Raw genomic sequence first — 13,441 nt, forward strand, 5'->3', positions numbered from 1 at the left:
CCTTACGATGGGTCGCATGACTGCAACGCCCGCGTCGTCGCCCGCGCCCACCCGCCAGAAGCGTGTCCTGCTCGCCGCCCCGCGCGGCTACTGCGCGGGCGTGGACCGTGCCGTGATCGCCGTCGAGAAGGCCCTGGAGCAGTACGGGGCCCCGGTGTACGTCCGCCACGAGATCGTCCACAACAAGTACGTCGTGCAGACCCTGGAGCGGAAGGGCGCGATCTTCGTCGACCAGGCGACCGAGGTCCCGCCGGGCAACATCGTGATGTTCTCCGCCCACGGTGTGGCCCCGACCGTCCACGAGGAGGCCCGTCAGGGCAGGCTCGCGACCATCGACGCCACCTGCCCGCTGGTCACCAAGGTCCACAAGGAGGCCGTCCGCTTCGCCAAGGAGGACTTCGACATCCTCCTGATCGGCCACGAGGGCCACGAGGAGGTCATCGGCACCTCCGGCGAGGCCCCCGACCACATCCAGCTGGTCGACGGCCCCGAGGACGTGGCGAAGGTCGAAGTCCGCGACCCCTCGAGGGTCGTCTGGCTCTCCCAGACCACCCTCTCCGTCGACGAGACCATGGAGACCGTGGACGCGCTGAAGGAGAAGTTCCCGCAGCTGATCTCCCCGCCGTCCGACGACATCTGCTACGCCACCCAGAACCGCCAGCTGGCGATCAAGGAGCTGGCGACGCAGGCGGAGCTGGTCATCGTCGTCGGTTCGAAGAACTCCTCGAACTCCCAGCGCATGGTCGACGTCGCCAAGCAGGCCGGCGCGCCCGCCGCGTACCTCGTCGACTTCGCGAGCGAGATCGACGAGGCCTGGCTGGAGGGCGTCACCAGCGTCGGCCTGTCCTCGGGTGCGTCCGTGCCGGACATCCTGGTCCAGGAGGTTCTGGAGTGGCTGACGGAGCGCGGCTACGCGGACGTGGAGCTGGTGAAGACCGCGGACGAGTCCCTGACCTTCTCCCTCCCGAAGGAGCTCCGCCGCGACCTGCGCGCGGAGGCCGCGGAGCTGGTCAAGGAGCAGTGAGCGCAGCTCCGCCGCGCTCCCGGAGCACTTCGAAGTGACCGACGTGCTCCGGAGTGCTCCGGAGTGCTCCGGAGTGATCCGGAGTAGTTCCGGGCGTGAGCAGCCCGCTTCCCCCCTACCGTGGACGGCATGAACGTCTTCGGAGTGGACATCGGCGGCTCGGGCATCAAGGGCGCGCCCGTCGACCTGGCGCGCGGCGACCTGACCGAGCCCCGCCACAAGGTGCTGACCCCGCACCCCGCCACGCCCGACGGCGTGGCGGGGTGCGTCGCGGAGGTGGTCCGTCACTTCGGCTGGTCGGGCCCGGTGGGCGTGACGTTCCCCGGCGTGGTGACCGGCTCGACGGTCCGTACGGCGGCCAACGTCGACAAGGGCTGGATCGACACGGACGCCGGCCGGCTGCTGAGCGAACGCCTCGACGGCCTCCCGGTGACCGTCCTGAACGACGCGGACGCGGCGGGCGTGGCCGAGATGACCTTCGGTGCCGGCCGGGGCCGCAAGGGCACGGTCGTGCTGCTGACGCTGGGTACGGGCATCGGCTCGGCGGTCTTCACGGAGGGCCGCCTGGTCCCGAACACGGAGCTCGGCCACCTGGAGCTGAAGGGTCACGACGCGGAGAAGCGGGCCTCGACCAAGGCCAAGGAGGACGAGGACCTCAGCTGGGAGCACTGGGCGGGCCGTCGGCTCAAGAAGTACCTGGCCCATGTGGAGATGCTGTTCTCGCCGGAGCTCTTCATCATCGGCGGCGGCGTGAGCCGCAAGGCGGACAGGTTCCTGCCCCTGCTCGACGGCATCCGCGCCGAGATCGTCCCGGCGGAGCTCCAGAACAACGCGGGCATCGTCGGCGCGGCGATGGCGGCGAAGAGCGCCGGGCACGGGAGCTGAGGGGCGCCGGACCGGGGAGCCGAAGAGCGCCGGGCAGGGGAGCTAGCGTGCCGCGCCGGCCCGTCGGGCGGCCGCGGACGCCGCCCGCTGCCGTCGCCCCATGTCCCGGACCTTCCGCACACAGGTGATCACACCGGCGACCAGCGTGCCCCCGTACAGCCAGCCCGCGTGGACGGCGAGGGCGGTGACGACGGCCATGATGCGCCCGCCGACGCCCCCGGCTCCCCCGGAGAGGGGCACGATGCCGACGGCGAAGGCGATGGGCACGCTGATCGGCGCGGTCACCAGGTCGGCCGCCCGCACCCAGAGCGCGGTGAGGGCGCTGACGGGCAGGAACAGCAGCCCGTACGCGAGCGGGGACCCGTCCAGGAGCAGCTGATCGAGGAACCCGACGACCAGCATCGTGGCGGCGGCGAAGAGCCCGGCGCCGAGCCCGGTGAGCCGGGGGTTGGGCAGCCGCCGCAACAGAGGTACGGGGGCGGCCGGCGCGGCGGGCCGGGCCGGGCGGGGCCGCGCGGCGCCGGGCTCGCGGACCGGGCGGACGCCCGGGCGCGCGGGCACCGGGTAGACCGCGGCGCCGTCGGCGAACGTCCGGCGCTGGGGGTGACGGGTCTTGTGCTGCTCCACGTCTCCAACGTAGGTCGCAACCGGGCAGGAAACGGTCACAGGACACGCCCTTTGGGTGAGGCGGACGGTGAGAACGGCCGAAGGTGGGCGTGGATGGCCGGTTCGCCGCGCCCGTAAACTGGTGGATCGGCCCCCGGGCCGAGCGGCGCAAGGCACCGGAACCCCACCGCGCACCGCACGCACACCGCATCCACACGTACACCGCGTACACCGCATCCACACCGCTAGGGAAGTCGCCTCGTGTCGCTCACGATCGGAATCGTCGGCCTGCCGAACGTCGGCAAGTCGACCCTGTTCAACGCCCTGACCAAGAACGACGTGCTGGCGGCCAACTACCCGTTCGCCACCATCGAGCCGAACGTCGGCGTCGTCGGCGTGCCGGACGCCCGCCTGGACAAGCTCGCCGAGATCTTCGGCTCGCAGCGCATCCTCCCCGCGACGGTCGACTTCGTCGACATCGCCGGCATCGTGCGCGGCGCGAGCGAGGGCGAGGGCCTGGGCAACAAGTTCCTCGCGAACATCCGTGAGTCGGACGCGATCTGCCAGGTCATCCGCGCCTTCAAGGACGAGAACGTCGTGCACGTCGACGGCAAGGTCTCGCCGAAGGACGACATCGAGACGATCAACACCGAGCTGATCCTCGCCGACCTCCAGACGATCGAGAAGGTCCTCCCGCGCCTGGCGAAGGAGGCCCGGATCAAGAAGGACGTGGCGCCGAAGGTCGCCGCGGTCGAGGCGGCGAAGGAGATCCTGGAGCGCGGCGACACGCTGTTCTCCCAGGGCATCGTCCAGGGTACGGAGAAGTCTGAGCTCCTCCACGACCTGCACCTCCTGACGACGAAGCCCTTCCTCTACGTCTTCAACGTGGACGAGGACGAGCTGACGGACGACGCGTTCAAGGCGGACCAGCGCGCCCTGGTCGCCCCGGCGGAGGCGATCTTCCTGAACGCCAAGCTGGAGGCGGACCTGGCCGAGCTGGACGAGGAGGACGCCATGGAGCTCCTCCAGTCGGTGGGCGCCGAGGAGCCCGGCCTGGCCACCCTGGCCCGCGTCGGCTTCGACACCCTGGGCCTCCAGACCTACCTGACGGCCGGCCCGAAGGAAGCCCGCGCCTGGACCATCAAGAAGGGCGCCACGGCCCCGGAGGCGGCCGGTGTGATCCACACCGACTTCCAGAAGGGCTTCATCAAGGCCGAGGTCATCTCCTTCGCCGACCTCGTCACCACCGGCTCGGTCGCCGACGCCCGCTCCGCCGGCAAGGCCCGCATGGAGGGCAAGGAGTACGTCATGCAGGACGGCGACGTGGTGGAGTTCCGCTTCAACGTGTGACGTCATGTCAACATCTGGGCCCGACTCGCCTGTTGGCGAGTCGGGCCCAGGCGTCTGTCCGCAGTGGGTCCTCGATCCCGCGATGCGGTGACAGCGTTTGGCCAGGCGGCGTGGCGGCGACACGGCCTCAGACCTTGACGACCTCCACGGAAGGGCCGCACAGGAGTGTCAGGTCCTCGGGGTCGGAGGTGAGGACCGTGACCGGCTGGGGCGCGGTACGGGCGATGGCGGCGAGAGCGGCATCGATGGCGTACTTGTGGCCGTGAAGGTGATGGGCACGAAGGAGGACGGCAGCCTGTTCGGCGATCTCCTTGGTGACGTCGTGAACGTCGACGCGGGAGAGGACCCACTTGATGCGGGCCGGGTGGACGCGCTCGTAGTCGGCCTCAAGCGTGGTCATGGCGCTGGTGACGACGCGGACGCCCTCCTCCGACGCCGCCTGGGCCAGAGCCACGACGGTGCGGTCCTTGCGGTAGAGCTTCGAGAGTCCTTCGCTGTCGAGCAGGAGGGTGCCGGGCATCAGGCGGCGGCCCCGCCGGCCTGCCGGTGGTCGTGGCGCAGCAGCGCCCGGGCGGCCTCGATCTCCTCGCGGGTGAGGGCTTCGTTGTCGGTCTCGAAGTCGGCGACGATCTCCCGCAACTTGTCCATGGCGACCCTCTGCTCGAGAGCCTCGGCGACGTAGGCGGAGAAACCGCCGGGCCCGACATGGGCGCGTACGGCCTCGGCGAGATCCTCGGGCAGGCTGATCGAATACTTCCTACTACCGCTCATGGTGCTGATCCTACCGGCGGTCGTAAGTCTGGGGGTGTGAATGACTGCCCTGCCCCGAGGTTCGGCCGGTCCGCAGGGAACTGCGAATGCCCGTCAAGGCCCGATGCGGGCGATAGGAGATGCGGTGAGGGCCGAAGAGGGGCGGGGAGCGTGGGGCGTGGGAAGGGCAGTGGAGGCGGCACGGGCGGCCCTGAAGCCGATCCACGGTGCGGAGGTGAAGCGGGAGCTCGACGCCACAGATACGGCTACGTCCGGCTCCAGCCGTTGGCGAAGTCGCATGGGAGGTCCGTCCAGCGGCGAAGCTCGGCGGGGGTGTGGCTGGGGTAGCCGACCCGTCCCACGCCCTTGACCCACTCGTCCCAGAGGCCGTCGGGCTCCGTGAAGCGGTCGGTGTGGTGGGTACCGAGGAGGGCGTCGAGGCGGAGGAGGGCGCCCAAGGCGGCGGGCTGGTCGTAGTGGAGGTCGGTGCGGGGGAGGCGAAACGGCCTGACCTGCGGGAAGCCCGGTCAGGCCGTTGTGCTGTCCGCAGGACCGGCCGTGGGTGGTCTCTGCATAACGCCGCGAAACGATCGCGAGGGCGGTTATCGTCTGCCCCATGGGGGACAGGGGGACAGCCGGCAGGGACGTCCCGCGTCCGTACGCCACCCACGACGCGGTCGTCGTCATCCCCGGCATCATGGGCAGTGTGCTGGTGGACCGCCGCACGGAGAAGAAGGTGTGGGGGGACGGGCCCGTCGTCGCGTCCTGGTTCACGGGCGCCGCGCTGCGCAGGCTGCGGCTCGACGCGGACGAGCTGGAGGGGCGGTACGGACGTATCGTCCCCGAATCGCTCCTGCGGTACGCGGCCTGGTTCCCCGGCTTTCGGGGCATCGAGCGCTACCGCGAGCTTCTCCGCGGGGTTCACAGCGCGGTGGCGGACCCGCACGCCGTGCGCGAGTTCCCCTACGACTGGCGGCTCCCCGTCGCCCACAACGCACGGCTGCTCGCCAGGGACGCGCTGGGGCACCTGGAACGGTGGCGCGCGAGCGGCGCCCACGACAGGGCCAGGCGACGGCATCCCGTACAGCCCCAGGAACCGGCGAAGCTCGTCTTCGTCGCGCACTCCATGGGCGGTCTGCTGGTGCGCCATCTGGCGCTGGACCCGGCGATCAGGCCCTTCATCAGAACCTGCGTCACCCTGGGCACCCCCTTCTACGGCACCCCGAAAGCGGCGGTGCTGCTGAACTCCGGCCGTGGTGTCCCGCTGCTTCCCGCGAAGCGTCCCGCCTCGGCCATCCACCGGCGTGACCCTGACGACGGGCTCCGGGCTCTCGCGGCCGGCCTTCCCGGTGTGTACGACCTCTTACCCGCCTACCGCTGTCTCGACGACGGCGGTGCCGGGCGGCGCCTCACGTCCGCCGACGTCGTCGGGCTCGGAGGAGACCGGGATCAGGCCGAGGCCTGGGCCGAACGCCAGGTGACGGATCGGACCGACCTCCCGGACCATCAGCTCCTGATGGGGACCGCCCAGCGGACCGCGCAGAGCATGCGCGTCGACGACGGCGTGGTCACCCCGCTCTTCGTGTCGCTGCGCGGTACGGACGAGGTGCCTCGCCGCGAGGACGAACGGGGCGACGGCACGGTCCCCGGCTTCTCCGCTGAGGTACCGGGCGTGCGACCGGCGGCCCGGCTGTTCCAGTCGCATTCGGGGCTGGGGATGGCGGACGTCGTCGTCCGCCAGGTGGCGAGGATCCTGCGGGACGGGGACATCGGGACGATCGGGCCCCCGATGGGGACGGAAGCAGGACAGGCAGGGCTCGACACACCGGACGGCGCTGTTCTCCCCGGAGAGACCTGGACGGCCGTCGTCACCGGAGCGGAGGACCGGCCCGACGCCTTCTGCACGGTCGAGTCGGTCGGTGCGCGCCGGAGGTGGGCGGACACGTTCCGGATCGAGCGGCGCGACGGCGAACGGCACGCGCCCGTCACGCTGGACCGTCCCGGGCTCTACCGCGTGACGTTCCAGCCGCCCGAAGGCGCGCCGATCAGCCAGCTCGTCCTCGCGGCCGACCCGGTGAACGATGACTGAGCCCGTGAAGCCGCCGGGCATGCTGTCCTTCGCCATAGGCGCGTACTCGCGTGAAGGAACCGGGCAACTCGACCAGGTGGAGGCCGAACTCGCCCGGGTCCGGGCGGTGTTCGCCCTCTTCGGGGTGGAGGACGAGGCCTGGGACGTCCCGATGGAGGGCCGCGGCCACGCGGCGGTCACGGACCGCCTGGCGAACTGGAGCGGCCGCGGCGACGAGAGCGACACGATCCTGTACTGGATCGGCCACGGCGAACTGGCCAACCGGCGGGCCAGACTGCTGACCTGGGACGCGTCCAGCAGCATGCGGCCCGAGGACTTCGCCGACGCGCTGAGCGACCGTGCGCACCACGGCTCCGAAGCCTCCTGGACCTTCGTCGTCGTCGACGCCTGTCATGCGAGGACGTTCGTCGAACAGACCAGCAGCGTGCTGAGAGCGGAGAAGGGGCGGCACAGCGTCCTGCTCTTCGGTGCGTCGGGCGCCGGCACCACCCGGCTCGGGGAGTTCGGCACCGCCCTGGAGCAGGCGGTGGGCACCGACTTCCGCGGACGAGCCGTGATTCCCCTTCAGGAGCTGGCGGCGCGGCTGCGGGAGCTCCTGCACGGCAGTGACTTCAGCGAACCGTCCGGAATGGCCGGCGCGCGACTCGTCCGCCGTGACCCCTGGCTGTCGGTCCGCGGGCCGCTCGACATGATGGACCGGCTCGACGCCGCCCTGCGGGGACTCACCCGCGAGCGGGTCCAGGAGCTCACCGAGAGCGTCCGGGACGCCCAGAACGCCCAGTACGGCGATGTGACCTGGCACTTCACGGGGCGCCGTGCGGAACGCCTGCAGGTGGTGGACTGGCTGCGCGAGCGTCCCGAGGGCATGCTCGTCGTCACCGGAGAGCCGGGAGCCGGCAAGTCGGCCTTCCTGGCGTGGCTGTGGGCGCAGTCACAGCCCGCGTTGCGCGCCGTGCTGGACGCCCTGGACCTGGTCTTCGAGGCCGAGGACGGGAAGCGTCCGCCGGACGACGTGTTCACGGCGGCCCTGTCGCTGCGGAACCTGAGCACGGCCGGCGCCGTGGCGGCGATCGCGGACGCCTGCGGGCTGGGCAGGGCCTGGTCCCACCGGGGCCTGCGGCAGCCCGCCGAGTGGCTCGTGCACCGCGTGCGCGGGAGCGGGCGGCGGCTCACCCTGCTGCTGGACGGGCTGGACGAGGCACAGGACCCTCTGGAGATCGCCGACGGCGTGCTGCGTGGACTGGCCGCCCTCCCCGGGGTGCGCGTGGTCGTCGGGACGCGGCCGTCCACGGACCCCGAAACCGGGTCGGAGGATGCCGTACCGCAGGATGCGGGTACGGGTCCTCGGCACGGCGCCGACCTCCTCGAAGCCCTCGGTGCCGCACCCCTCTCCCCGGGTGGCGCGGGCGCTCCGGTCGACCGGCCGCGGCTGGTCACGCTGACGACGCAGCCCGACGACGTCGTGACCTATGTGACCGACCGGCTCGACGCGGCCCTCGGCGAGGGACTGCCCGGCAGGGCCCGCAGACAGCTCCGCAACATGGTCGAGCCGGACGGCTGGGGCTTTCTGTTCGCGCGCCTCGCCGTGCACGAGGTCCTCGCCCGCCCCCTTCTGCTCGACGACCCCGACGAGCTGAAGGAGCTGTTGGCCGGTGCCGACCCCCGGCGCCTGTTCGGCGCGGCCGTCGACAGGATGAGCACCGCGGCACCGGCGGACGGCAGGATGCTGCGCGCACTCGCCTACGCCCAGGGCGCGGGACTGCCGCTCACGGGCGGCATCTGGGCCACCGTGGTCGAAGCGCTGTCCGGCGAACCCGCGCCCTCCCACGCGGAGTTCGAGCGGCTCACCCGGACAGCCTCCCCGTACATCAGCCTGGACGACGACGGGGAGACGGTGTACCGGCTGGCCCATCACACGTTCCAGGAGCACTTCCTCGCCGCGGACGGCGGGGCCGAGGTCCGGGCGGGCCACGGCCGCATCGTCCGGGCGTTGCTGAGCGGCGTGGGGACGGAGTCCGGTGACCCGCTGCATCCGTACCTGTTCCGGTACCTCTCCGGCCATGCGGCCTTGGCGGGTACGGACGGCTGGCGGGACCTGGCGGCACGCACCGACGTACTGGACCGGCTGGACGCGCGGTCGCTCGGGGCCGACGCGGTGCGCAGCGCCCTGGGCAGGCCCGACACGCCGGTCGAGATAGCCGGAGTCATCGGCGCGCGGCACCGCCTCGTGAACGCGCACCCGCGCGACCGGCGAGGCATCCGCGAGATCGCCATGGCGCAGCAGGCGGGCACGACCGAGTTCCCCGCACCTCCCGCCCGGGGGCGCGGCGACGCGGCCTGGACCGTGCACCGGGCCTGGCTGCGCCACCAGAATCCGCACACCACCATGGACGGCCGGGGCAGCCTTGGGCTCAACGCGCTGACCTCGTACGCCGGCCGTCGTGGCACGGACCTGCTGGCCGCCGGCGGCGCGGACGGCACCGTGCGCGTCTGGAGCCCCACCGGAGAGCGCGTCGACCCGCTGCCCGGCCCACGGGGGAGGGAGGTGCGGGCGGTCCAGGCGTTTCCCGGGCCCGACGGGCGGACGCTGCTGGCGGCCGGAGGCAGCGGCGACGCGATCCGTGTCTGGGCGGTCCGCGGACACGGGGCCCAGGTGCTGCCTTCGCTCGAACACCCCGGTGGCGTCCGGTCGATGACGGTCCTGGTCGCCGAAGGACGGGTGCTGCTCGTCTCCGGGGGCGACGACGGTGTCGTACGCCTCTGGGACTCCGCGACCGGTTCGCTGCACGGGACGCTGAGCACGGTGTCCGAGCCGCCGGGCGCGCGGGCGTCCCGGTACCGGGAGCGGCCCGGAGCGGGGCGGCGCCACTGGGTGCGCGCCATGACGACGTTCACCGAGCAGGCCGCTCCGGGGAGCAGACCGCTGCCTCTGCTGGTCACGGCCGGTCAGGACGGCAGGATCCGGATCTGGGACCCGCTGGCGGAAGCGGCGGACGGTTCCCCGGTCTCCGAGTGGGACGCCCGGCACGGCCGCATCGGCGTGGTGCGGAGCTTCACGGGCCACGGGGGCAGGCCCCTGCTCGCGTCGTGCGGCGAGGACCGGACCGTACGCATCTGGGACCCGGCCACGGGCACGCAGGTACGCCCGGAACTCACCGGCCATACCAAGTGGGTGAACGACCTGGCCGTCTTCGCGGGGCCCGACGGCCGGACCATGCTGGCCTCCGCAGGCGACGACGGCACCCTCTGCCTGTGGGACCCGCTCACCGGGAACCGGATCGGCGAACCGTGGACCACCGGGCACACCAAGGGGGTTCGCGCCCTCCACGTCTTCACGGGCCCCGAGCAGCGCACGATGCTCGCCACCGGGGGCCAGGACGGCAGGGTGAAGACCTGGGATCCCGCCACCCGCCCCGACTTCCCGGACGACAGCACGCTGCGCCACGGCGGGTCCGTCCACGCGGTCGGCTCCTACCGCCGGCAGGACAGCCGGGTGAGCTTCGTGACGGTGAGCAGCGACCGGACGGCCCGGCTGTGGGACCCTGCCCGCTCCCGGCCGACCGGGACGCTGCTCCACTCCCGGTCGGTGCGTGCGGTGACGGCGATCCAGGCCGGCGGCCGGGCGCAGTTGCTCGCCACGGCCGGCAACGGCGGACACATATGGATCTGGGACCCCGCCGACAGCCGCCGCATCGGATCCCCCCTGGTCGCCCGGGGCCGGCTGACCGCCTTGACCTCGTTCCCGGGGCCGGGCAAGAAGACCGTCCTGCTCGCCGGCGCCTACGGCCGTCAGGTCCGGTTGTGGGACCCGGTCGCCCACACCACCTACGGGGCCGAGTTCGCCGCGCACGAGAAGAGGGTCGCGGCGATGACGTGGTTCCCCGAGGCGAAGACCAAGCGGGTCATGCTCGTCACCGTCGGGGACGACCGGACGCTCCGGGTGTGGAACGCGCACCATCGGACCCCGGCGCGCGATCCCGTCCTCCTCCCCTCCGGCGCTCTGTCGCTCTGCGCCTTCCAGGCGGACGGCCGGTGGCTGCTCGCCGTCGGGGGCAAGGACCGCGCCATCCGCATCATCGACCCGGACACCGGCGCTCAGGAGAACGTCCTGAAGGGACACTCCCAGCCGGTCACGGCGATCACGTGGGCCCGGACCGACCAGGACGGTCCCCGGCTGATCAGCGGCAGTTGGGACCGTGACCTGCGGATCTGGGACCCGCTCGGAACCGCGGCGCCGTGGGTCGTGCCCATCGGTGTGGCGGTCCACGGACTCTGCGCGGCCGACGGCCGGGTGGCCGTCGCCTGCTCGGAAGGGCTGGTGGTCGTCAATCTGCCGACCGCCCGGAAGGGGGACTCGGAGTGCGGGAACAGCTGATGGAGAGCGGCAACCAGGCGTTGGTACTGGCGTGCGCCGTCTATCTGGGGGTCGTGTTCATCACCAGCCGGGGCCTGATCGCGGCCCCGCGCTACCGGGATCTGTCGGGCCGGATACGCGACTGCCGCGCCCGGGCCGAGACCCTCGCCGTGGACAACGACGGCCCGGCCGCGACGGCGACCCTCGCAGCGGTGACACAGCGCCTGGACGACCTCGAACGACTCGGCACCGTCGCCTGGCGACTGCTGCCGCAGGCCGGTGTCGTCGCCATTCCGCTGTCGAAGCTCGCCTCCGCCTGGCGTGTCCTGCACGCCGCCGAACGCAGGCTGCTGCGGCTGGAGAGCGACGAGGAAGCGGCCCTGCTCCTGCGCTCTCTGCGCCTGGAGCTGGCGGCCTCCGGCCGTCCGGCCGACAAGGAACTCTCCGGCGTGCTGACCGCCGCTCCCGCCTCCGGTCCGGAGACACGGTCCCTGCTCGTCGCCTCGCTCGAACTCCTCCACGCGCGCGAGGAGGCCGCGACCGAGGCCGAGTTCGAACAGCAGCGCATCGCTCTCTGGCTGGCCACGACCGGCGTCGGCGCGGTTCTCGCGCTGGGCCTGGCCCTCGACCATCAACTGACGATGCTGCTGGGCGCCTTCGGCGGGTTCCTGTCGCCCGTCATCGGGGTCCTGCGGCCGCAGCCCGAACGCCCCAGGTCGTGGGGGGCTCTGGTACTGGCCCCGGTCGGGGGCGCCCTCGCCGCGGTGGGGGGCCTCCTGCTGGTCCGCATGCTCGCCGATCCCGACCTCAACCTTCTCGGGCAGGTCTTCCTCGACAACTCCTGGGACGCCCCGACACAGCCGCTGGCGCTCGCCTTCGCCCTGTTGTTCGGCTTCTCCGGCACGCTCTTCTCCCGCCTCGCCTCCACGGCCACGCGGCAGTTCGTCCCTCCCGTCGTGTGAGCGCCGTGTGACGCGTGCCTCGGCCGCGTTGTCGCTGGTGTGAGGACTGGGGCGGGTGGGAAGTCACAGGGGGTTCGGAAGCGGAATGGAGCGTGGCTGTCCTGTGGGGGCAAGAGTGAGTGTCTGTGTGATCGGGGCGGGGCTGTCCGGGCTGGCGACGGCGCATGCGCTCGGCGAGCGCGGTGTCGAGTTCGTCTGTCTGGAGAAGGCCCCGGACGTCGGTGGCATCTGGCGGCAGCCCGGAGCGGGGGAGCGGGGGCCGGCGTACGAGGCACTGCACCTCAACAGCGCGCGGCAGCTCACCGGTTACTCCGACTTCCCGATGTCCGACGAGCTCCCGCTCTACCCCGGGCACGCCGACATCGCCGCCTATCTGCGGTCGTTCGCGGACTGGGCCGGGCTGCGGTCGCGGATCGAGTTCGGCACCGAGGTGCTGTCCGTGCGGCAGGACGCGGACGGGCTGTGGCGCGTCGGCAGCCGGGACGCGGAGGGCGAGGTCCGGGAGCGGGTCTTCGAGCAGGTCGTCGTCGCCTCCGGGCACCACTCCGTGCCCGCCCTTCCGGATCCGCTGCCGGCCGGGGCCGGTTCGTTCGGCGGAAGGATTCTGCACTCCATGGACTACCGCGACGGGCGGGAGTTCGCGGGGCAGAACGTGGTCGTCGTGGGCATGGGCGCCTCCGGCGTGGACATCGCCGCGGACCTCTCCCGCCATGCCGGGCGGACCCTGCTCTCCGTCCGCCGCGGCCTGCACGTCGTGCCCAAGCAGCTCTTCGGCATCCCGGTCGACCTCATCGCCGAGGCGCCCTGGTTCACCCGCATGTCCTTCGCCGAGCAGCGCCGCTTCGTCGAGCAGGCGCTGCTCGTGGCACGCGGCCGGCTCTCGGACTACGGGCTGCCCGAGCCCGACCACCCGATCTTCTCCTCGGCCGTGACCATCTCCGACGACATCCTCAGCTGCATCCGGCACGGGTCGGTCACCCCGAAGCCCGCGGTCGCGTCCTTCGACGGCGACCGTGTCGTCTTCGCCGACGGGACCTCCGCCGAGGCCGACGCCGTCGTCTACTGCACCGGCTTCCACATGGACTTCCCCTTCCTGCCGGACGGGTACCCGGTGGGTGCCGGCGGCAGCGTCGAGCTGTACAAGCGGGTCGTCCCCGCCGACCGGAGCGGGCTGTACTTCGTGGGTCTCATCCGCCCCGTGGGCTCCATCACACGCCTCGTCGAGGCGCAGGCCCGCTGGGTCGGCGACCTCGTCGCCGGCCGGACCGCCCTCCCGCCGCGGGACGAGATGCGCGCGGAGATCCACGCGTACCTCACCGGGATCACCGAGCGGTACGGCAGCAGCAGCGGGCACTCCGTGCAGGTGGACGTCGGCTCCTACCTGCAGGAGCTCCGGGAGCTGCAGGGCGTCTGACTCCGGC

The 13,441-nt window shown here is 72.2% G+C and carries 10 protein-coding genes and 1 pseudogene; 7 read left to right on the top strand and 4 right to left on the bottom strand.

The window, feature by feature from the left end; genetic code table 11:
• The first annotated feature begins 7 nt into the window (after nt 1-7).
• Nucleotides 8-1,024: a 4-hydroxy-3-methylbut-2-enyl diphosphate reductase gene (locus tag ABZO31_RS21635; protein WP_406862902.1), complete on the top strand. Its 1,017-nt coding sequence runs from the start codon at nt 8-10 to the stop codon at nt 1,022-1,024.
• Between the two features lie 129 nt (nt 1,025-1,153).
• Nucleotides 1,154-1,909 (top strand): polyphosphate--glucose phosphotransferase, encoded by a 756-nt coding sequence (gene ppgK, locus ABZO31_RS21640; protein ID WP_406862904.1) that lies wholly within the window; start codon nt 1,154-1,156, stop codon nt 1,907-1,909.
• A gap of 42 nt (nt 1,910-1,951) precedes the next feature.
• On the opposite strand, the gene ABZO31_RS21645 is transcribed toward ppgK, so the two are convergent.
• Nucleotides 1,952-2,536 carry a DUF6542 domain-containing protein gene (locus ABZO31_RS21645; RefSeq protein WP_406862905.1) on the bottom strand — a complete coding sequence of 195 codons (585 nt, stop codon included), beginning with the start codon at nt 2,534-2,536 and terminating at the stop codon, nt 1,952-1,954.
• Nucleotides 2,537-2,776: 240 nt separating this feature from the next.
• Between ABZO31_RS21645 and ychF the strand changes: the two genes are divergently transcribed.
• Nucleotides 2,777-3,865: a redox-regulated ATPase YchF gene (gene ychF / locus ABZO31_RS21650; protein WP_406862906.1), complete on the top strand. Its 1,089-nt coding sequence runs from the start codon at nt 2,777-2,779 to the stop codon at nt 3,863-3,865.
• A gap of 127 nt (nt 3,866-3,992) precedes the next feature.
• Here ychF and ABZO31_RS21655 read toward each other — a convergent pair whose 3' ends face one another.
• The 3 genes and pseudogenes from ABZO31_RS21655 to ABZO31_RS21665 form a co-directional block, all read right to left on the bottom strand.
• The gene (locus ABZO31_RS21655; RefSeq protein ID WP_406862907.1) at nt 3,993-4,385 is read right to left on the bottom strand and encodes a DNA-binding protein; all 393 of its coding nucleotides are present in this window, start codon (nt 4,383-4,385) and stop codon (nt 3,993-3,995) included.
• Nucleotides 4,385-4,636, bottom strand: coding sequence for a hypothetical protein (locus ABZO31_RS21660; protein ID WP_046423495.1), 252 nt, complete (start codon nt 4,634-4,636; stop codon nt 4,385-4,387). Before ABZO31_RS21660 ends, ABZO31_RS21655 begins: the two co-directional genes overlap by 1 nt.
• 245 nt (nt 4,637-4,881) lie before the next feature.
• Nucleotides 4,882-5,100: pseudogene (locus ABZO31_RS21665) on the bottom strand (DUF6000 family protein); the annotation flags it as partial.
• Between the two features lie 131 nt (nt 5,101-5,231).
• Between ABZO31_RS21665 and ABZO31_RS21670 the strand changes: the two are divergent.
• From ABZO31_RS21670 to ABZO31_RS21685, 4 genes are all read left to right on the top strand, one after another.
• The gene (locus tag ABZO31_RS21670) at nt 5,232-6,704 is read left to right on the top strand and encodes an esterase/lipase family protein (protein WP_406862908.1); all 1,473 of its coding nucleotides are present in this window, start codon (nt 5,232-5,234) and stop codon (nt 6,702-6,704) included.
• A complete protein-coding gene (locus tag ABZO31_RS21675) occupies nt 6,697-11,079 on the top strand; it encodes a hypothetical protein (protein WP_406862909.1) in 4,383 nt (1,460 codons plus the stop codon). Before ABZO31_RS21670 ends, ABZO31_RS21675 begins: the two co-directional genes overlap by 8 nt.
• The gene (locus ABZO31_RS21680; protein WP_406862910.1) at nt 11,064-12,020 is read left to right on the top strand and encodes a hypothetical protein; all 957 of its coding nucleotides are present in this window, start codon (nt 11,064-11,066) and stop codon (nt 12,018-12,020) included. Before ABZO31_RS21675 ends, ABZO31_RS21680 begins: the two co-directional genes overlap by 16 nt.
• A gap of 115 nt (nt 12,021-12,135) precedes the next feature.
• A complete protein-coding gene (locus ABZO31_RS21685) occupies nt 12,136-13,434 on the top strand; it encodes a flavin-containing monooxygenase (protein ID WP_406862911.1) in 1,299 nt (432 codons plus the stop codon).
• Nucleotides 13,435-13,441 lie beyond the last annotated feature (7 nt).

Source organism: Streptomyces solicamelliae (assembly GCF_045348655.1).
Lineage (GTDB): Bacteria > Actinomycetota > Actinomycetes > Streptomycetales > Streptomycetaceae > Streptomyces > Streptomyces solicamelliae.